Source organism: Mesorhizobium sp. Root102 (assembly GCF_001425625.1).
GTDB lineage: Bacteria > Pseudomonadota > Alphaproteobacteria > Rhizobiales > Rhizobiaceae > Mesorhizobium.
In genome coordinates this window covers 39,952-60,346 of record NZ_LMCP01000016.1, presented here as the reverse complement: position 1 = coordinate 60,346, position 20,395 = coordinate 39,952, and the positions used below count along the sequence as shown (strand labels likewise).

Annotated in this window: 18 protein-coding genes; 10 read left to right on the top strand and 8 right to left on the bottom strand. The window is 58.9% G+C overall.

Annotated features, from left to right (window positions below):
- From ASD12_RS16370 to ASD12_RS16340, 7 genes are all read left to right on the top strand, one after another.
- Nucleotides 1-1,548: a carboxyl transferase domain-containing protein gene (locus tag ASD12_RS16370; protein ID WP_056588002.1), complete on the top strand. Its 1,548-nt coding sequence runs from the start codon at nucleotides 1-3 to the stop codon at nucleotides 1,546-1,548.
- Nucleotides 1,545-3,233 carry an ABC transporter permease subunit gene (locus tag ASD12_RS16365; protein ID WP_082525475.1) on the top strand — a complete coding sequence of 563 codons (1,689 nt, stop codon included), beginning with the start codon at nucleotides 1,545-1,547 and terminating at the stop codon, nucleotides 3,231-3,233. The genes ASD12_RS16370 and ASD12_RS16365 overlap by 4 nt, the downstream gene beginning before the upstream one ends.
- Before the next feature lie 302 nt (nucleotides 3,234-3,535).
- Entirely contained in the window at nucleotides 3,536-4,429 is an 894-nt protein-coding gene (locus ASD12_RS16360; protein WP_244482866.1) for a hypothetical protein, read from the top strand.
- The gene (locus tag ASD12_RS16355; RefSeq protein WP_056587991.1) at nucleotides 4,426-4,833 is read left to right on the top strand and encodes an OB-fold domain-containing protein; all 408 of its coding nucleotides are present in this window, start codon (nucleotides 4,426-4,428) and stop codon (nucleotides 4,831-4,833) included. Before ASD12_RS16360 ends, ASD12_RS16355 begins: the two co-directional genes overlap by 4 nt.
- 1 nt (nucleotide 4,834) lies before the next feature.
- Nucleotides 4,835-5,278: a MaoC/PaaZ C-terminal domain-containing protein gene (locus ASD12_RS16350; RefSeq protein ID WP_056587987.1), complete on the top strand. Its 444-nt coding sequence runs from the start codon at nucleotides 4,835-4,837 to the stop codon at nucleotides 5,276-5,278.
- The gene (locus tag ASD12_RS16345; RefSeq protein ID WP_056587984.1) at nucleotides 5,278-6,015 is read left to right on the top strand and encodes an SDR family NAD(P)-dependent oxidoreductase; all 738 of its coding nucleotides are present in this window, start codon (nucleotides 5,278-5,280) and stop codon (nucleotides 6,013-6,015) included. Before ASD12_RS16350 ends, ASD12_RS16345 begins: the two co-directional genes overlap by 1 nt.
- Nucleotides 6,016-6,075: 60 nt before the next feature.
- The gene (locus ASD12_RS16340) at nucleotides 6,076-8,526 is read left to right on the top strand and encodes an FAD-dependent oxidoreductase (RefSeq protein ID WP_056587981.1); all 2,451 of its coding nucleotides are present in this window, start codon (nucleotides 6,076-6,078) and stop codon (nucleotides 8,524-8,526) included.
- Between the two features lie 61 nt (nucleotides 8,527-8,587).
- Here ASD12_RS16340 and ASD12_RS16335 read toward each other — a convergent pair whose 3' ends face one another.
- Entirely contained in the window at nucleotides 8,588-9,499 is a 912-nt protein-coding gene (locus ASD12_RS16335; RefSeq protein ID WP_056587978.1) for a LysR substrate-binding domain-containing protein, read from the bottom strand.
- 140 nt (nucleotides 9,500-9,639) lie between these two features.
- Between ASD12_RS16335 and ASD12_RS16330 the strand changes: the two genes are divergently transcribed.
- Together ASD12_RS16330 and ASD12_RS16325 are read left to right on the top strand one after the other, a co-directional pair.
- Complete coding sequence (locus ASD12_RS16330; protein ID WP_082525474.1) at nucleotides 9,640-10,458, top strand: enoyl-CoA hydratase-related protein; 819 nt, start codon at nucleotides 9,640-9,642, stop codon at nucleotides 10,456-10,458.
- Between the two features lie 59 nt (nucleotides 10,459-10,517).
- A complete protein-coding gene (locus ASD12_RS16325; protein ID WP_156398603.1) occupies nucleotides 10,518-12,590 on the top strand; it encodes an acetate--CoA ligase family protein in 2,073 nt (690 codons plus the stop codon).
- Between the two features lie 267 nt (nucleotides 12,591-12,857).
- On the opposite strand, the gene ASD12_RS16320 is transcribed toward ASD12_RS16325, so the two are convergent.
- A complete protein-coding gene (locus ASD12_RS16320; protein ID WP_056587969.1) occupies nucleotides 12,858-14,261 on the bottom strand; it encodes a cytosine permease in 1,404 nt (467 codons plus the stop codon).
- Complete coding sequence (locus ASD12_RS34155; RefSeq protein ID WP_156398602.1) at nucleotides 14,258-14,419, bottom strand: hypothetical protein; 162 nt, start codon at nucleotides 14,417-14,419, stop codon at nucleotides 14,258-14,260. Before ASD12_RS34155 ends, ASD12_RS16320 begins: the two co-directional genes overlap by 4 nt.
- 238 nt (nucleotides 14,420-14,657) lie before the next feature.
- On the opposite strand from ASD12_RS34155, the gene ASD12_RS16315 reads away from it, so the two are divergent.
- Entirely contained in the window at nucleotides 14,658-15,272 is a 615-nt protein-coding gene (locus ASD12_RS16315) for a helix-turn-helix domain-containing protein (protein ID WP_244482865.1), read from the top strand.
- Nucleotides 15,273-15,854: 582 nt separating this feature from the next.
- Here ASD12_RS16315 and ASD12_RS16310 read toward each other — a convergent pair.
- The 5 genes from ASD12_RS16310 to ASD12_RS16290 form a co-directional block, all read right to left on the bottom strand.
- Nucleotides 15,855-17,438, bottom strand: a complete 1,584-nt coding sequence (locus tag ASD12_RS16310) for an ABC transporter substrate-binding protein (RefSeq protein WP_056587967.1) — start codon at nucleotides 17,436-17,438, stop codon at nucleotides 15,855-15,857.
- A 451-nt stretch (nucleotides 17,439-17,889) separates the two neighbouring features.
- The gene (locus tag ASD12_RS16305) at nucleotides 17,890-18,135 is read right to left on the bottom strand and encodes a hypothetical protein (RefSeq protein ID WP_056587964.1); all 246 of its coding nucleotides are present in this window, start codon (nucleotides 18,133-18,135) and stop codon (nucleotides 17,890-17,892) included.
- Between the two features lie 134 nt (nucleotides 18,136-18,269).
- Complete coding sequence (gene thiD, locus ASD12_RS16300; protein WP_056587961.1) at nucleotides 18,270-19,028, bottom strand: bifunctional hydroxymethylpyrimidine kinase/phosphomethylpyrimidine kinase; 759 nt, start codon at nucleotides 19,026-19,028, stop codon at nucleotides 18,270-18,272.
- On the bottom strand, nucleotides 19,019-19,624 hold the full coding sequence (locus ASD12_RS16295) for a thiamine phosphate synthase (RefSeq protein ID WP_056587957.1): 606 nt from the start codon (nucleotides 19,622-19,624) through the stop codon (nucleotides 19,019-19,021). The genes thiD and ASD12_RS16295 overlap by 10 nt, the downstream gene beginning before the upstream one ends.
- Entirely contained in the window at nucleotides 19,621-20,394 is a 774-nt protein-coding gene (locus ASD12_RS16290; protein ID WP_056587955.1) for a thiazole synthase, read from the bottom strand. The genes ASD12_RS16295 and ASD12_RS16290 overlap by 4 nt, the downstream gene beginning before the upstream one ends.
- Nucleotide 20,395: the final 1 nt, after the last annotated feature.

Sequence of the window (20,395 nt, the reverse complement as noted above, 5' to 3'; positions counted from 1 at the left end):
ATGGCCAGCCTTCCCCATCCTGATTGGGCGCCGCTACTCGAAGAACTGGAGCGTCGCAGGGTCGTCGCCATGGCCTCAGGTGGCCCTGACCGTGTAGCGCGCGAGCACAAGAACGGCCGATCGACCGCGCGTGAACGCATCCTGAAGCTGGCCGACGACGGAAGCTTCCTGGAGATCGGGACTTTTGTGACCACTCCGACGAAAGACGGGTCATTGCTGGCGTCGACCTACGTCTGCGGGCTCTGTGAAATCGACGGACGTCCGGCCGCCATTGGTGCCGAGGACTTCAGCGTCGAGGGGGGAGGGACTGGCGTCCACCTGCCGCGGTACAAGGGCGGTTGGACGGGTTTCATAGAAGAATTCGCGCTCGGCTATCGTATTCCCCTGGTGTTGCTGATCAACGGCGTGGGCGGTTCCGTAATCCTACAGGAAGCGATCGGTTACCCCGAACTGCAGGCGGCTAAACCGACCTTTCCTATGTTCGATATCATGGAGCATGTGCCGGTTCTCACCGCCGTCCTCGGACCCACCGCGGGCAGTTCGGCCGCGCGTGCCCACATGTCGCATTTTTCGGTGATGACCAAGGATAACGGCTGCTTGTTTGCGGGCGGGCCGCCAGTCGTCAAGCAGGCGCTGGGTCTTGAAATTGATAAGTTCGCCCTGGGCGGCGTTGACGTGCATGTGCGTACCTCCGGCATCATCGACAATCAGGCCGCGAACGAAGACGATGCCTTGGCCATGTTGCGGCGGGTTTTTTCCTATCTCCCAAACAACGTGAGTGAGCGTCCTACTGTCCAGCCCACCTGGTCGGCTAATGACCAAGAGGAGATCCTGGCGATCGTCGCCCCCAGTGCCCGGCGTATTTATGACGCGCAGGCATTGATGCGCTGCGTTGCAGACACCGACAGCGTCTTCGAGATAGCGCCGGATTATGGCCGGTCAGTGCGCACCGGTCTCGGGCGTATCGAGGGGCATGTGGTTGGTTTGATTGCGTCGGACAATCGGTTCCTCGCCGGCTCGCTTGATGTGTCCTCGTCGCTCAAGCAAATGAAATTTGTTGAGTTATGCGACCGTTTCCACATTCCGATTGCCTACCTCGCGGATGTGCCGGGCTTTCTGGTTGGGCCGAAGGCGGAAGAAGCAGGCGTCCTCAGGTTTGGTGCAATGGCGCTGCGCGCGATCCAGAAGGCTGAGGTCCCCGTATACACCGTGCAGGTGCGTCGCTCCTATGGACTCGGCGGTGTGGCCACCGGCAGTGCCAACCCGATGAGCCTACGCTTGAGCTGGCCAAGTGCCGCCTGGGGCGACATGCCGATCGAGGGCGGAGTCGAAGCCGCATTCCGAGCTGACTTGAACGCCGTTTCCCCAGAGGACCGACCCGCGCTGAAGGAGAAGCTCACCAAGCGTTTTGAAGCGCAGGCTTCCGTCTGGCGCGCGATTGAGAATTTCTCTGCTGAAGAAATGATCGATCCCCGTCACACCCGCGGCCACTTGGCCCGGCTCGTCAAGTTGTTCTACGGCCGCCCGGCCACTAGTCCCGTCTCATGACGACCACAGCTGCAGTCGTTAGCGGGCGCCTTGCCATCCGCACCGGACGTCTCGCTTTGATGGCGCCGGTAGCTGTGCTGTTTGGCTTGATGCTGTTCTGGCCGCTCTACAGCATCCTGCTGCGCAGCCTGAACCAGCGTGGGCGGGCCGTCTTCGACAGTATCTATTGGGGCAACTACGTAGCGATCGCGAAGGACGATCTACTGCGGCAGGTCGTATTAGAAAGTCTGATGCTCGCGATCGTGGCGACGGCGATCACCGTCGTGTTGGCGTTCCCAACTGCCTACATCATTTCGCGTCTGTCGCGTCAGATGTCATCCCTTATGATGGTCGTGGTCTTGATGCCGTTTTGGGTATCCATCATCGTCAGGCTCTTTGCGTTTACGACAATCCTGGGGCAGCAGGGAATCATCAACGCGAGCCTTGCCGCCTTCGACCTCGGCCCGCTGCCGCTCCTTTACAACACCTTTGCCACCGTTACCGGCATGGTCGCGTATCTGCTCCCGTATTTGATACTGGTGCTGGTCTCTGCCATGCGATCGATTGACGTGTCGCTCCTGACGGCCGCTCGCACTATGGGCGCCGAGGAGCGCCGCGTCTTCCTGGATGTCTATTTCCCCCAGATACGACCGACCTTGCTGAGCGGGACGGTGCTGGTGTTCGTGCTGGCGCTAGGCTTTTTTCTCACCCCGGCGATTCTTGGCGGGCCGCACAACCTAACGATCCCGATCTTCATCCAACAGCAGATCCAGATTTATCAGTGGGGCAAGGCCGCCGCGATGGGCGTGGTTCTGCTGCTCGTTTCCACCCTGGGATACCTGGTCGCGTTGCGCGTCGGCGGCAAAGGAATATTGACACCCGTGCAGTCGGGCACGCGCGGTGCAGCGGCGGACGAGCCGCTTAGGCTTACCGCGACCACAGCGCTTTGCGCAGTGGCCCTCGCCACGGTTATGGTCATTCTGATCTTACCGCTTTTGATTGTCATCCCCACCGCCTTTACCGAAACCACTCAGATCCGCTTTCCGCCTGTCGGGTTTACCTGGAAGTGGTTCGCCGAGGTCGTGACGTCCGACACTTGGATCGAAGCATTCTTGAAAAGCGTGCGCGTTGGCATCGCTACCGCTGTGGTATCGACATTGTGCGGCTTGGCACTGGCGCGCGCCGGGTCGCGCTTGCGTTCCAGTTTCTGGCAAGGCGTGATCCAGGTCGTCGCCATCGCGCCGCTGATCGTGCCGGTGATCCTCCTTGCGATCGGCATTTTCGACGTTCAGGGCCGGCTTGGACTGATTGGCACAGACGCAGGACTCGTTCTCGCACATGCTGTGCTGTGCATTCCGCTTACGTTTTTGGTGCTGGCTAACGCCTTGTCCTTTGTCGACGTATCCATGGAGGAGGCGTCGTGGACCATGGGTGCTGGCAACATCAAGGCTTTCTGGTCGATTGTCGTGCCAAGCATCATTCCGTCCGTCATCGGCTCATTGATCATCTCCTTCGTGACCTCTTGGGACGAAGCGGTCATCGCGATGTTCCAGACCAGTTTCGACAAGACTTTGCCGGTCACCATCTATTCGCTCCTGCGCAGCGGCATCACGCCGGCTGTATCGGCCGTCGCGACGATTATTACCGCCCCGGTTCTTGTAGGCGCGCTGATTTACGGCGTTCGGTCCGCCAGAAAAGCCGGCTGAAAAGAAGAGGAACGCGAATGAGTTCATACGACAGCTTTCCCCGAGGTTCTGCCTGCATTGTCGGCGCGTATGAGTCGCCACGGCGAAAAGCACCCAACATCCATCCGTTCCAGATCCACGCAGAGGTCATCGCAGGGGCGCTGGCGGATGCAGGCCTGACCATCGCCGATGTCGACGGCTTTGCTACAGCCGCTTCGTTTCCAGCCGAAGCCGGCTGGCAGCTATCCGCCGTCGAGGTCGCGGAATATGTCGGCCTGCGCCCCTCGTGGCTGTGCAGCACGGACATCGGAGGAGCAATGACGTTGAGCCACGTCGGCAACGCCGTTGCTGCCATCCGGGCCGGCCTCTGCAAGGTGGCCGTCATCAGCTACGCTGCCTCAGGACGATCTTGGCGCCTGCCGGCAAGCGACTTCAACACAGGCCCAACGGGTCCAGGCCAATATGAGGTTCCGTACGGCGTTTCGACGATCTCGGCCTATGCGCTTGCCGCGACGCGCTATATGCACCAGTTCGGATTGAAGCCAGAGCAACTGGCGCAAATTGCGGTGCAGATGCGAGCATACGCCAGCCGCAATCCGCAGGCCATGTATCGCGACTTGATCACCGTCGACGATGTTTTGTCGTCGCCCATGATTTCCACACCCTTGCACAAGCTCGATTGCTGCGTGGTCACCGATTCCGGCGGTGCGATCATCGTGACATCGCGCGAACAAGCGCGGGATACACGACGCGGTGGCCCTGCGGTGCTCGGTTTTGGCGAAGCAATTAGCCACGGGCAGATAAACCAGATGGCTGACCTCACAACCACAGCCGCCGAATACTCCGGTCGCCGCGCCTTTGCCAGCGCTGGACTGGGACCGCAGGATATTCGCGTCGCCCAGATCTACGATTCCTTCACGATCACGGTGGCATTGACGCTGGAGGCCCTCGGATTTGTCAAACGCGGGGAGATTGGCGATTTTATCGCCAGTGGCCAGCTCGGCCCCGAGGGTCGGCTACCGATCAATACGGACGGCGGCGGTCTTTCTTCCAACCATTCCGGCCGGCGCGGCATGTATGCCGTGATTGAAGCAGTCCGCCAGCTGCGAGGTGAAAGCCCCGGACTGCAACTTCGTTCGCCCGAACTTTGCCTCGTCAACGGAACCGGTGGCTGGCTCTCCGCCACCGCCACGCTGATTTTGGGGAACGCAGCATGACCGAAATGGATTCGATCCTTCCCGTCCAGGACGCTGTGTCCACAGTCTGGTTCGAAGCCGCCAGGAACGGCACACTCCTCCTGCAACGCGATCCGGCCAGTGGACGCTTTCAGTATTATCCACGCGCCCACGTCGTTGGTGCACCCGACCGGGAGCCCGAATGGGTTGAGGCGTCGGGCGCGGCGACGCTGCATTCCTATACGATCGTGAAGCGCTCCGTTCATCCACAGTTCGTCAGCTTCGTACCCTTCACGCTGGCCGTCGTCGAATTGGCGGAAGGGCCACGCATGACGTCCTGGATCGTGGATGTTCCAGAGGAGGAACTCCGCTGCGACATGAGCCTCACAGTTGTTTTCCGCGAAATTCATCCTGGGCTGATCATGCCCTGCTTCACAAAGGTCTAGTATGGAAATCACATTCGACAGGATCGAGGTCGGTACCGAATACCGATCCGCAGGCCGCACGGTATGCGAAGCCGATATCGTCAACTTCGCCGGGGTCACGGGCGACTTCAATTCTCTCCACATGGACGAGCAATGGGTTCGCTCGAACACGCCATATCCAACCCGCATCGCGCACGGGCTTTTGGTTCACGCCATCGGCGAAGGTCTGCGCTGCGGAGAGTTGGACAGCTGGAAGATCCTCGCGTTCCTGGAGACGCAACGAAAGATGCTTGTGCCGGTGCTGCCGGGCGACCGGATCCAGCAGAACTACCGCGTTGCTTCCAAAAAGCCGACATCAAAGGACCCCTCGAAGGGTGTCGTCGAAGTTGAAGTCACTGTGACCAATCAAAAAGGCGAGACCGTGCAGTCCGGATACAACAGATACCTGATTGGTGGAGCGGCTTGATGCGTGGCCTGAAAGACAAAGTCGTAATCGTGACGGGCGCGGCGCAAGGCATCGGCAGAGCCACTTCACAACGCCTCGCGGAAGAGGGGATGATCGTCGCGGTGGCGGACCGCAATTTTGCGGGCGCTGAGCTGGTGGCCGAAACAATCTCCACCGCGGGCGGCCGGGGCCTGGCGTTGTCCCTGGACGTCGCAAGCCGTGCAAGCTGGAGCGAATGCGTCGCGCGTGTCGTCGACGCGTTCGGTGGCATAGACGGGCTCGTCAACAACGCGGGCATGACGCGCGACAGCTCGCTTTTGAAGATGAAGGATGCGGACTGGAATGACGTGATCGATGTCAATCTGCGAGGGCCTTGGCTGGGCTGCCAAATTGCGGTTCCACACATGACCGCCAAGGGCGGCTCGATTGTGAATCTTTCGTCGGAAGCGCGGTGGGGGGCGTTCGGACAGTCCAACTACTCGGCCGCCAAGTCTGGACTTGTGGGTCTGACCCGTACCGTCGCCTTCGAGCATGCGCGCCATCGCGTACGGGTGAACGCGGTCGCGCCAGGAACAGTGACGACGGCGATGGTCGAAGCGGTTCCGGCTGATGTCCGCAAAGGCTGGCTGCAGAACATTCCAATGCGCCGCGAGGGGGACCCATCGGAAATCGCTTCCGTGATCGCATTCCTTCTCTCCGACGACGCAAGCTATGTCACCGGCCAGATCATCGGTGTGAATGGCGGCTCGATCATCTGACACTCGCATCGTGCTGCCTGCCGGACCGGCGGGCCGAACGACAAATCAAAGGCATGAGTCATGAATATTCCTTCCAAGGCTGACGTCGTGATCGTTGGCGGTGGGGTCGCGGGGTGCTCGATCGCCTACCACCTCACAAAAATCGGCATCACGGATGTGGTGCTTTGCGAGCGCCGTCAATTGACGTGCGGGACCACTTGGCACGCTGCAGGCTTGGTCACTCAGCTGCGCGCCACGCAACGCATGACCGAGCTGGCGAAGTACACCGGCGAACTGTTCGCTCATCTTGAGGAAGAGACCGGTCAGGCGACCGGCTTCAAGCGAAACGGCTCTCTGCGCATTGCCACGACCCCCGCACGCTATGAAGAACTTGCCCGGGGCGCTTCCATGGGCCGCAACTTCGGCTTGCCCGTCGAGGCGGTGACAACAGGCGAAATCAAGGAACGTTGGGCTCCCGTCAACATCGAAGGGATCGTCGGCGGTTTCTGGTTCCCGCACGATGGCCAGGTCAACCCAGCCGATGTGACGATGGCTTACGCGAAAGGCGCACGCAGCGGAGGCGTGCGTATCATCGAGAACCTGCCGGTCACGCGCATCCTGGTTGAGAATGGCCGTGCTGTCGGGGTGATGACGGAGCAGGGCAGGATCGATGCGCGCACCGTGGTGATCTGCGGCGGAATGTGGTCGCGCGATCTGGCCGCCGAGATCGGGGTAACTGTGCCGCTTCACGCGGCTGAACATTTTTACGTGGTCACCGAGGCAATTCCCGATCTGCCACGCGATCTTCCAGTTATGTTCCTCGGCGACGAGTGGACCTACTACAAGGAAGATGCCGGAAAGCTCCTCGTCGGGTTTTTTGAGCCGGTTGCAAAACCGTGGGGTCAAAACGGCATCTCCAGGGACTTCTGCTTCGATGCCCTTCCAGATGACATCGACCATATCGCGCCGCATTTGGAGGCCGCGGCCAATCGGGTGCCGTTGCTGGCGCAAACCGGCATGCAGCTGTTTTTCAACGGGCCCGAAAGCTTCACCGCGGACGGCCGTTATCTGCTCGGCGAGACGGCCGAAGTCTCTGGCCTATTCTGCGCCACCGGCTTCAATTCGCTCGGAATCCTGTCGTCGGGCGGGGTGGGCAAGTCGCTTGCTGCCTGGATCCGGGATGGTCGGCCGCCGGTCGAACTGATTGATGTTGATGTACGTCGCACACAGAGCTTCCAGCGAAACCGCAAGTATCTCGAGCATCGCACTGTGGAGACCCTGGGCCTCAATTTTGACATGCATTGGCCGAGCCGGCAGTTCGTCTCCGCACGCGGCGTAAGGCGCTCGCCCTTCCATGACCGGCTGGTCACCGCCGGGGCGTTCATGACCGAATTGGCAGGCTGGGAGCGGCCTGGATTCTACGGCACTGCTGAGGAAGTTGCGAACATCGAATATTCCTATTATCGCCCAAGCTGGTTCGCCAACGTCAGTGCAGAATGCCGCAATACGGCAGACAACGTCACCTTATTCGACCACAGCTGTTTTGTGAAGTACAGGGTCGAAGGTCCGGACGCGCTCAAGACAATGAACTGGATCTGCGCTGGGGAATGCAACGTGGAGATCGGCCGCGTGGTTTATACGCAGTGGCTGAATGAGATCGGCGGCATCGAGGCAGACGTGACGGTCACGCGGCTTGCGGAAGACGCCTTCCTTCTTGTGACAGTTGCAGCATCTCAGCGACGGGACCTCGCTTGGTTCAAGCGACATGTGCCAGATGGTGCGCGTGTATTTATTTCGGACATTACCTCCGGCCTCCCCATGATCGCCCTCATGGGCCCGAAGGCACGCGAGCTCATGTCGCGCGTGTCACCTGATGATTTCAGCAACGAAGGCTTTCCCTTCGGTACAAGTCGAGAGATCGACCTTGGCTATGCTCGTGTTCGTGCAAGTCGGCTGACGTTCGTTGGCGAACTAGGCTACGAAATCTACCCGGAAAGCGAGTTTGCTGCCCATGTATACGACGTGGTCGTTGAGGCGGGACAGGACCTCGGTCTTAAGAATGGCGGTTTCTTCGCCTTGAATTCCTTGCGCATGGAAAAAGGTTACCGACATTGGGGGCATGATATCGGCGAGGAGGACACACCCTACAACGGTGGTCTAGGGTTTGCAGTGGCCTTGGATAAGTCTGGGGGGTTCTTCGGTCGCGACGCGTTGGTGAAGCAACGCGCAGAGGGCGCGATCAAGCGCCGCTTGGTGCAATTGAAGCTCGCGGGCGGAACTGACATGCCGATGGTGTACCATAACGAGCCGCTCGTGCGTGACGGTGCAATTGTTGGATCGGTGACGTCTGGAGCCTACGGTCATCGTGTTGGTGCATCGCTCGGCCTTGGCTATGTGTACAACGGCGAAGGCGTGACGAAGGACTGGCTCGCCGATGGCAAATGGGAGGTTGAGATTGCCATGGAGCGCTATCCAATCGAACTCCAATTTGGGCCGTGGTATGACCCGCAAAACACGAAAGTACGCAGCTAGTTTTTCGCCGGCTTTAATCCGGCCTCTGGTCGATGGCGGCCTTGTCGCCGGATGAGCATTACTAGGTACTCTCGCTTTCCTTTGCAGCGAGCAGCCAGTTGGCAAAGGTTTCGGTCACGGCGGAAAATGGCGCGTTTTTCCGCCAGACCAAATAGATGCCGCCATCAGCCTGAATCTTGTCATCAAACAACTCGATCAACTGGCCAGCGCACACAAACTCGGTCGCGGTGCCGATCCATCCGAGTGCGATGCCTTCTCCGGCTAAGGCCGCCTGCATCATCGTCAGATGATTGTCGAAGTGCGGTCCAGGCAAGGGGTTTGCTCGTATGCCATAATGGGCAAACCACTGCTCCCAGTCGAACCACGTCTTGTCGTCGGCCCTTGCGTGGAGCAATAGATGCCCGGCGGTAAGATCATGCGGGCTGGTTATTGTGGCGACGCGCGCCAGATAGGCGGGGCTTGCGACGGGTGTGATCAACTCTGATAAGAGCAATTCCGCATCGCAGTCCGGCCAGTTGCCCTTGCCGAAGCGGACAGAGATGTCAATTCTCTCGGAGAGCTCAGGAAAGCCTTGGTAGGCCGTCACCATGTTCACCGTAATTTCAGGATGAATCTCGTGGAACTCCTTCAGGCGGGGTAGCAGCCAAAAATTCGCATAAGCGAGGTTGCATGAAACGGTAAGGGTGTTTGCATTGCGTCCTCTTTGAAGCGCCTCGCCTTCGAGGCGAATAATATCGAGCCCCGACACAAGTGCGCTTACGTAGCGTCTACCTTCAGGCGTGACCCGCACGGGCCTGCTTTGCCTGTCGAAAAGCCTGACTGCCAGAAACTCTTCAGCTTGTGCGATAAGGTGGCTAACTGCCGACTGTGTCACATTAAGCTCGACTGCCGCTTTCGAAAGGCTCCCCAAGCGGGCGGTTGCTTCCACGGCGAGCATTACGCGCAACGGAGGGATATGCCGCCAGTACTTCATGAGCTGCTCTCATAGTTCCATGAAGGGGATGCACATATCCGTCTCCCCCCATCGGGCCTAGTCTAAGGATCTACCGCTTGCGGCGGCCTTCATTCACATGAAGAGTCTTAATATCAGCGTCAAGGACGTCCCAGACAATCATGTCTAGCCATCTCACTATCGAGATCCAATCCGGGATCATGCTCGTCACCATGAACAAGCCGCCCGCGAATGCGATTGACACGGAATTTTCCTACGAACTTTTCAGGGCCTTCAGGCTTCTCGAAGACGAAGACGACATCCGCGTTGCCGTCCTCATCGGCGGTGAGAATCGCAAACGCATCTTTTCGGCCGGATGGGATCTGAAAGCGGTTGCCCGGGGCGACGGCCGCGACGCCGAAAAAGGCTTCGACCTTGGTCCCGGCGGAATTGGCGGCTTGCCGGAATTCTTCGAGCGGACCAAACCCGTGATCGCAGCGGTCAACGGCGCGGCGGTCGGGGGCGGCTTCGAATTGGCGATGGCTGCCGACATCATTGTCGCCTCCGAAGGGGCTTACTTCTCGCTGCCGGAAATGCAACGCGGCTTTCTGCCCGACGGTGGTGCCGTGCAACGTCTACATCGGCTGGTGCCCTACAACGTCGCTGTCGACCTTATGCTGACTGGCCGCCGCATGTCAGCTCTGGAAGCCAAGCACTGGGGGTTTGTTCGGGACGTCGTCCCGCCTGACCGCATCCTCGATCACGCGCTGGAAATCGCCCGAGACATTGCGGCAGCGGCGCCATTGGTGGTTCGCGCTTTGAAGCAGTTCATGCGCGCGACAGCTCATCTCTCCGCCGAAGCCGCTCACGAAATCAGTAAGCAGGCATGGATAGGTAAGAGTGGTCTGCACCATTACGAACGCATGTTGGCGTCAAAGGATTTCGACGAAGGGGCAATAGCGTTCGCGGAAAAGCGTCAAGCGCGGTTCACAGGGCACTGAGCGTGGTTGCTATCGGTCTCCCGGACGTCCCGTTTAGCGTGCGTCATCGACTACTGCCTATGGTCGATGCCTGTTCCATCGCTGTGGCTGGCGTCTCTGAACGCGACGGATCCTTTGGCCGTCGACTTGCGCAAGCCGTCACTAGCACCGCCTACGCTGGCCGGATCCACTTCATTAATCCAAGGCGCGATGCCGTCCTGGGCCGGCGTTGCCGCAAGCACTTCGCTGATTTGGATGAAGCGCCTGACCTGGCGGTACTCGGCGTCGGGGGCCGCAATCTTGAACAGTTGCTGCTCGACGCTATCGATGCAGGCGCCAAGTCGGCGGTTATCTTCGACGCCTGTTTCGGTGAAACAGCGAGCGGAATATCGTTGTTGGCCAGGCTTCGTGAAATTGCTGACGAGCACAGGATCCCCGTGTGCGGCGGCGCGGGTATGGGGCTCATTAACGTACGGTCGGGTTGTGTTGCCAGCTTCTACGGGGCTGCACATCTCAAGCCTGGTGGGATCACGCTGATCGCCCATTCCGGGTCGGTTTTCACGACGCTCGCGATGAACGATCCGCGATATCGGTTCGACCTACTGGTATCACCGGGCCAAGAGATCGGGGCGACAATCGACGAGTACATCGACTGCGCCGCCACCCGAGAAAGCACGAAAGTTATCGCAGTTTTCATGGAAACTGCCCGCAACCCTGCTGGCTTTCGGGCCAGCCTCAGACGCGCGCGCGAGCGCGGAATCCCGGTGGTCGTGTGCAAGGTGGGTCGATCTGAGGAAGGCGCACGCATGGCGCGCTCACACACCGGAGCCTTGGCCGGTTCAAAGACCGCCTACGAGGCCGTATTCGAGGACACGGGGGCAATCTGTGTACAATCCATCGACGAACTAATGAACATCGCCTCGTTATGTTCGACGGGCCGATTGCCAGGCGAGGGGGGCGCCGCGCTCATCACCGACTCCGGCGGCCTTCGCGAACTCGCCATGGACCTTGCGGCCGAAACAGATGCAAGGCTGGCGCGGTTCTCGGATCGGACCATTCGAAGCCTGCGCGGGATCCTACCATCACAACTTGAGCCTTCGAATCCTTTGGACTGCGCGGCGGACCTGACTGAAAACTTCAGCAAGCCATTCGAAGACGCCATCGAGGTCCTGTCGAGCGCCGAGGAGGTGTCCATGATCGGACTTGAGGCAGACCTTAGAGACGACTACGTCTATGAAGACCGACTGCTGAACCTTGCGCTTGATCTGCCACAGCGTACCGGCAAACCGTGCTTCTTCTATTCAAGCTTCAGCCGCGCGAACAACTTCCAACTCGGAGAGAGATTGATTGACCGTGGAATCCCCTGCGTCAACGGTATTAGCGAGACGCTGAATGCCATCTCGAAGCTTCAAGCCTGGTCCGAACGCCCCAACCTAGCTGCCGAGCCAGGAATGCAGATTCCCAGCGGTAACGTCGCTTCATGGAGACAGCGTCTATCGGTCGGAAAACCCCTGGACGAATATGAGGCTTTGGCGCTCTTGTCCAGCTTTGGCGTTCCGGTAATAGGTAACGAAGTCCACGAAAAACCGGCTGGGCTGGCTGCAGCTGCAGAACGGTTAGGCTACCCGGTTGCCCTGAAAACCGCAGCCAATGGTGTCGACCACAAGAGCGACGTCGGCGGCGTTCTGCTCAACATACGGGACGGACACGAACTCGCACAGGCCTATGAGCGCCTGGCGACATCTCTGGGACCGCGTGTGATCGTCCAGGCTATGGCCCCGCAGGGTGTCGAGCTAGCCTTTGGTTGCATCCAGGACCCAGACTTCGGGCCACTGGTTATGGTATCGGCTGGCGGCATCCTGGTTGAACATTTCGGCGGGCAGCAGTTTGCGCTGGCTCCATTCGGCCTAAGCCGTGCACTGGACCTCATTAATCGGCTGCCCATCAAGCGTTTGCTTGCCGGGGTGCGTGGCGCCGCACCCGCCGACAAGATGGCGGCTGCAAAGGCTCTCTCTCATTTCTCAGTCATGTGCGCGGCACTGGGCGGCACATTGAGAGAAGCAGACGTCAATCCGGTCGTCGTCTCTCCCTGTGGGGCTCTTGCTGTCGACGGGCTCATTGTACCCGCTTCGACACTGGATAGCCGGTCATGAAGGTAGCTTTGTCGGCGGCTGTGTCATCGGCGGTGGTTGGGCAACCCCGTTCCTGATCCGCGGATGGAATGTCGCGATTCTTTACTGGCCGCCGACCGTCGGCCCAGCATTTGCGCATAGGCGAGCAATTCAACAATCTCGGAACGCATTTGCTCCAGCAGCTTGTCTCGCGCCTCACTATAGTTGAGAAAGTCGACCAAGTGGTCCCTCGATAAGGCAGCATCTTGTGGCGGGGACATCGATGCCCCCGCCAGCTTGACGAACAGATCAATATCCTCCCTTTCCCGCTGGGCGTACGAAAAACACCGTCAGGAGCCAGTACACGCCGCCGCTTACGATTGCCGTGGGAAGCGACGCCGTCAGATATTCATAAGGAAAGCGACTTTGGTAAGTGATTGGATTGAGAATATAGTTGTAGGTTACGAAGCCGCCCACCATTGCGATAATCGCAGCCGGATTGAAACCGCCCCAGTATCGATATGCAGCGTTGGGACCAGTCTCGAAAAGGCCACGAACAGTTACACGCCCGCGTCGGATAAAATAGTAATCCACAATTTGGATGCCACAAAGAGGAGCAAATCCGAGACCGATAAACGCTAGGAAAGTTCCGAAGTTCGCAAAAAACATTTCAGGTATTGTCAGCCCCACGACCGCGACAGGCGCCAGGGAGATGACAAGTAGCACCGGCCATGGCGATCTAGACAAGATGGGAATATGGCGAAGCCCTATGGAGGATGCGTAGACGCCGGCGACCGCGGTTCCAAGATTTGCCGCCGCGACGAAGACCAAGGCAACGACTCCGTAAACCGGTCCGCCGATTGTTCTCAACCACTGGGCGGGATCAGAAACCTGGAGAACCAAAATGCCCGCTATTCCGATCGCGCACAGAAGCGGGACCGGCATACCCATGCCCAGCATGATCGGAAGAGCGGCAGTGCGCCCATTGGGGGCCATCCGCACCATGGCGCCGATATAGGGCCACCAAGACAACAGCGAAACGATGCCAATTTCGATCCCAGTTACGTAGTTCCATTGAGAGTCGGCATTCGCGTAAGCCGGCAAGGCTGAATTGAGTTTATCCCACTCGTGGGTCAACAGCACGTAGAGCATCCAAAACCCGACAAACACGTGCGCCACCAGGACCTTGGCGACGCGATCGACGCCAGCCGAACCTTTCAACAGAAAAAAGAATGTGAGAGAGACGGCTATCAGAACGGTGATTGGCACTAACACTGCGCCTGAGCCTTCGCTGATCCAGCCAAGAGCGTAAAACAGTTGTGTGGTCGACCTGCCAAAAAATATCAGCAGTAGAGAGTTCCAGCCGACAATTGATATGAATTGCAAGACCGCCGGGATAATCCATCCAGCGGTTCCGAATTGGGGTTTTGCCGAGGCAATTGAATCGACACCGAAACGGATACAGACTGGAACTGCCGCAAGAGCAACAATGAGCATGCCGATCATACTTCCGGCGAAAAGTGTGGCAAAGCCTTTCCAGAAACCCAGGTAATAACCGACATACTCGCCGATAATGTAGCACCAGGTGGCAGCAGCGGCGGTGGCGAGAGAAATGCCCAACCGCCACCCTCCCCAGTTTCGCTCGGCTGGCAAAAGTGGCCAAGCGCTCTTGTCGGCCTCAACGAGGAAATCATCCGAAACGACCTTTGTCATGCCAAGCCTCCCAGCAGCAGCACGATGGCAGGTAGCACCACACCGAAAGCAAGCAGTGCAATCCAGGCCATCAAATCAAAATCGGCGGCCAGGCCATCCTGCGCCTCGATAGCGGCCAGGCGTCTTTCAAGCTCGGGCTCAAGCGTTTCGGATCGCATACGTATTCCCCTCCGTTATCGTTTTTGGTCAGTACTCTTTCGGTGCTCTTTGGAAGAGGCAATGCCCCTCTAGAGGCGTGCCGGCGCTGCCATTGTCGGCCGTGCCGGACCTATGCGTGTCAAATATTAAATCCATATTGGCATAATTTATTTAACAGGCAAGTGGCTTTTCTCGCAGCTTGACGCGCTTCTGCTCGCGTTGCATCCCTCCGGTATGGTTCGTTGTGGAGCATGAGACTTGGCACAAAGACAGTTATTGGACGGAGTTCGCGATCGGCGACGGGCAAAGCAGACTGACGAGGCGGCCGATCTGGCTGTGGGAGAACGCCTAAAAGTTCTCAGAGAAGCCGCGGGCATTTCCCAACGCGAGCTGGCCAAGCGATCTGGCGTGACGCACGCCACAATATCGCTTATCGAACAGGAAGCGCATGCGCCGTCGCTGGTTTCTCTGCATCGCATTCTTCAGGCTTTCCCCGTGACTTTGGCAGACTTTTTTGCTTTGCCGACCTCGCAGACAAACGTGGTATTCGCCGAAGCCCAGGAGTTCACGGTCGTCTCCCGCGGTGAAACGGATATCCGCATGTTGGCTGCGGAACGCCGCGACAAGCGGCTGCAGATGTTTTTCGAACACTACCACCCAGGGGCCGGAACTGGAGAAGAGCCGATCATTCACGAGGGCGAGACGGCAGCCGTGGTAATCCAGGGCATCGTTGAGGTGGAAGCTGGAGGCCTAACCCGCCGCATCGGGCCGGAGGGCGGATTTCAAGTCCTCAGCGGTGAACCGTACAAGCTTAGAAACATCGGAGACGAGATCGCCGTCGTCGTATGTGCATGCACTCCTCCAATGATCTGAGATGCGGCTGACAGGCTATTCCTCGGAAGTTTGACCGTCATTTCGATCCGTTGGCGCGTCCAACGGGAAGTAGTACCGTTGCGATGAAGGTTGGTTTCATATGCGCATGGCGCTGGCAATCGCCGCGGTCAGCACTGAATAGAGCTTCTTTGTTCTGCTGGTACGACTGTTCAAAACCCATTCGATTTGAAACGGATCAACCAGTGTCGCAAATCCTTCTCGTAGCCGCTCAAACGTCGCTCCTGCCTCCGACCGAAACACTATTCTGATGAAACACTTGGAGGGCTGGTCACTGTGGTTCCAGGAGGAATCCATGGTCCGGCATCCGCAGTCACATAGATATGAAGAGATCGCTGCGAGGATCTCTGTGCTCGGTCTACACCGGACCGTAAGAAGATATGTTGTTGTCATGCCTGCGATTTCACGGTCAGAAGCGGGAGACGAGCAAGTTCGTGGTAAACTTCGGCTTGTTGGATCCGGGCTTTCACGCGAATTGGCGAAGGCCCGGTCTCTTGGCGGTCAAAATGCGGGACTGAGGCGGCGGGATTGCTTGATGCTACCCCTTCACAGGCAAATGCCGGGTCAGGCGGTAAGCCAGCACTTCGACAGCGCGTAGCCCCCCATCAGTTCTTCGTTGCCGTTCGGTTTCCAGCCGCCGACCTTTGGACCGATAGCATCTATGAAGTCGTTGAACATCGGGACAATAACTCCACCCTCGTCGTGCACGATCGACCCCATGTCGGCATAGATCGTCTTGCGCTTGTCGTGGTCGAGCTCGGCGCGAGCCTGAAACAGCATCTTGTCGAACTTCTCATTGAAGAAGCGCGTGTCATTCCAGTCGGCCTTGGAATAATAGGCGGTGGAGAACATCTGATCCTGTGTCGGTCGGCCGCTCCAGTAGGAGGCGCAGAATGGCTGCTTGTTCCAGACGCTGGACCAGTAGCCGTCGCCGGGCTCGCGCCTGACTTCGATCTGGATGCCGCACTTGGCGGCGCTCTGCTGATAGAGTTGTGCCGCGTCCACCGCGCTCGGGAAGGCGACATCCGAACTGCGCAACTGCACCGGGCCGCTGTGGCCCGATTTCTTATAGTGGAAGGCCGCCTTGTCGGGATCGAATTTGCGTTGCTCGAGTTCAGTGTAGAGCGGGTAGGCCTTGTTGATGGGCGTGTCGTTGCCGACCGAGCCATATCCCATCAAGATTCTCTGGACCATTTCCTCGCGATCGAGCGCATATTTCAGTGCCAAACGCAGATCGTTGTTATCGAACGGCGCCGTGTTGCAGTGCATAATAAAGACGTAGTGGCCCCTGCCGGCCACGTTGTGGATGGTCACTCCTGGCACGCGCTTGAGCAAATTGACGATCTTTGGCTCGACCCGGTTAATTATGTCGACCTGTCCGCCTTGCAAGGCAGCGGTGCGGGCAGTCGTGTCGTTGATGACAATAATTTCAATCTGATCGGCGAAGCCGCGATCATCGCGCCAATAGTTGGCAAACTTCTCGCCGCCATGCCGGACACCGGGCTCGTTTACCGCAATCTGGTAAGGCCCGGTGCCTATGCCTTCAGTTGGATTGTCCTTGCCGCCATTGGGCTGGATCATCAGGTGGTAATCGTCCATCAGGAATGGCAGATCGGCATTGGGCTCCTTCAATGTGAATACGACAGTGTCGCTGTCTGCCTTGACGCTCGCGATACCACCCATGATGCCAAGCGCACCTGACTGGGACTTGGCGTCTGAGTGACGCTCGATCGTGGCAACTACGTCCTCCGGCGTCATTTCCTTGCCGTTGTGGAACTGCACACCCTTGCGGATTTTGAACGTCCAAATCTTGGCGTCTTTAGATGAGCCCCACTCGGTGGCCAACGCCGGCTGTGCTGCACCGGCGGCATCAATCTGGACCAGTTGCTCGCCCCATTGGCGTCCGAAGCAATACGGCACTTGGCTCGTCCAGATTGCCGGATCGAGGCTGTCCGTAGTGGCGCCACCCTGCATGCCGGCACGCAGGAATCCACCCTTTTGCGGCGTCTGCGCCTTCGCGGCGCTCGAACCCATGGAATTGGCAATGGCGGCTGTTAAGCCGATTGCCGCCGCGCTGCCAATGAATTCGCGTCGGTTCATTTTGCCGGCAATTGCCAGACAATTCGCAGACTCGGACTCAGTCAACATGCGCATTTCCTCCCCTTGCCGCTTTTGCGGCTACTAACAAACGTTAGGTTCCCGAGCCGGAGTAGTACCGTTGGCCACTAAACTGTCAAGATGAGATGTAGAGTTTGTTACGGGGAATGAGACGCCCCGTGGCCTGACCATTGGCAATAGGGAATGCTTTGGGCAGACGTGCGTGCTTGTTGGCGTGCAAGCCTGCTGAGAGATTCCGGCTAATGGTGGGTCGACAGGCTACACCCTTTCGTGGACGTGTGATTTCGGCTCACCGCCCCAGATGATCCAAGTCATTTGTAGTTTTTTTGACCCGAATGGCGCCGGAAAGTTTTCCAACCGATCTATGGCCAGTCTGCTCAGCACTAACACGAGCGCGAAGCTATTCACTTGCCCGTCCGCTCGATCATCCACACTAGATTTGCCACCCTGTCGTTTCTCGGAAGGAGGGGTAATCCGGTGCTTAGCGCCTCAGCATCTTGATCAATGCCAGCCTCGTTCGAGCAAGCTTCCGAGCTGCCGGGCAAAAGTGTTCAAAACCGGCTTCCACGACAAAGATCAGTGTCATGAAATCCAGGATGAAGTGGTCGATGGCCTCGGCCCTCGGCCCACCCGTTTCCCTGAGAGGATGCAGAAGCGCACTGGCCTCCTCGACAGCATTCAAACCTGGCGTATCGAGGAGCACTTCCAATTTCTGAAATGTTTCCAAATCGCCCTCCCGGACCCGCTACCGGTCTCTAGTGCCAGCTTGTATAGCGCTGGCGCAAGAAAGTCTCAGCAGGGTCGGAACCGAACTCACTGAGTTCCCGCCAGGCGCGAACAATGGGACTAGAAGGCCAAGCGTCAACGGGAGTCCTGCTGAAGCTTCTCGAAAACAAACCGCTTGCCTTTGCGCACGCTGTCTTCGAGTGGGCTCGCCTTCGCCAGATGCGCCGCGATCGCGCTGGCCAGCATGCATCCGGTCCCGCGCATCGATGTGGCAAGGCGGGGTGCGTCGAAGCGGACTGGTTCGTGATCGGAGCACAACAGGATATCGGTCGACCGGGCTCCCGACGCATGGCCACCCTTGATAAGCAGAGCCCGCGCGCCGGCTGCCAGCAATTCCCGGCCCTGCCTGACCGCGCTGTCCTCATCGACCGCCGGTTCCGAGCCAACAAGGAGCGCCAGCTCAATGAGATTGGGTGTGACGAGACGGCAAAGCGGCATCAGATTGCGCTTCATGACGGCGATGGCGCCTGCTTCCAGGAGTGCCCGACCTGACGTCGACGCCAGCACCGGGTCAAGTACTGCCGGCACCTGCGGATTTTCGCGCAGCACGGCGGCAACGGCAGCGACGATCTCGGCCTTGGCCAGCATGCCGATCTTGATGGCCGCTACCTCGTTTGCCTTTAGCGCGGCACGCATCTGATCGGCCACCAGGCTTGGTGGCGAATGATGGATTTGCATGACAGCTTCGTGCGTCTGCACCGTCAGCGCGGTGACGGCCAGGCAGGTTCGTGCACCAATTGACGCGATTGTCTCGATATCGCGTGCTATTCCGGCCCCGCCACTGGAGTCCGAACCGCCGACCACCAGCACATGCGTTTCTCGCCTCAGCGCCATGGTCTGGTCTTTTCGATCCATTCCCGTGTGCGCCCCTCGGGGTCGCAATTCAACGTTATGTCCGTGACGACCGCTGCGCTGTCGGCGCCGGCCTCGAAAACGCCGTCCAGCCGTTCGGGATTGAGGCCGCCGATAGCAACCAATGGGATGGGCGCGACCCTGCCTTTCCACGTGCGAACCCTTTCGAGCCCCTGCGGTGCCCACTTCATCTTCTTCAGGATCGTGGGGTAGATCGGACCGAGCGCGATATAGTCGGGGTCGGCTGCCATGGCCGTCATCAGTTCGAAATGATCATGCGTGCTGAGCCCGAGTCTTATGCCGGCCGCTCGTATCTGGGAAAGGTCGGCGAGTTGCATATCGTCTTGGCCCAGATGAACGAAATCGCAGCCTTCTTCGATTGCCAGGCGCCAGTAATCATTGATGATGAGCTGGCAATTGTTTCGAGCACACAAGGTCTTCGCCCTGCGAATCTCGGCGCGTAACCCGGCTTGACCCATGTGTTTGACACGCAGTTGCACCAGCCTGACGCCAAGCGGCACCAAACGCTCGATCCAGGCAGCGCTGTCGACGATCAGGTAGAAGGGATCTAGCTTCATGAAAAAACTGCCCTGCCGATCGTCGGTGTCGATGGCACGGCGACGTCGCGCGGCTCGAGCATTCCCGAGCTGAAGGCCTCACGACCGGCCTCGACAGCCTTGCCGAACGCACGCGCCATGCCGACCGGATCAGCCGCCCTGGCGACCGCCGTGTTCAAGAGCACGGCGTTAAAGCCGAGCTCCATGACGGTTGCCGCATGCGACGGCCGTCCGAGCCCAGCATCCACAATCAGCGGGACATCCGGGAAGTGTCCGCGCATCGAGCGCAACGCCATGATGTTGACCGGCCCGAGCGCGGAACCGATCGGTGCGCACCACGGCATCAAGACCTTGCAGCCCGCCCCAAGTAGCCGCTCGGCGACAACAAGGTCGTCGGTGGTATAGGGAAATACAGCAAAACCGTCCTCGCACAGGATGCGGGCCGCTTCGACGAGGCCGAACACGTCCGGCTGCAGCGTATCATGGTTGCCGATCACTTCGAGCTTGATCCAGTTGGTGCCGAAGACCTCGCGCGCCATGTTTGCGGTGGTGACAGCTTCCCTGACGGAGTGGCAGCCGGCAGTATTGGGCAGGATTCTGACGCCCAGCGAGCGGATCAACGACCAGAATTGTTCGCCGGCCCTGCCGCCTGCCATCTCGCGGCGTAACGAGACGGTCACCACCGAGGTGCCTGAAGCCTTGACTGCATCGGCAAGGATGGCCGGCGAAGGATATTGAGCGGTGCCGAGAAGCAGCCGCGAGGGAAGCGTCGTTCCAAGAAGATCGAACATG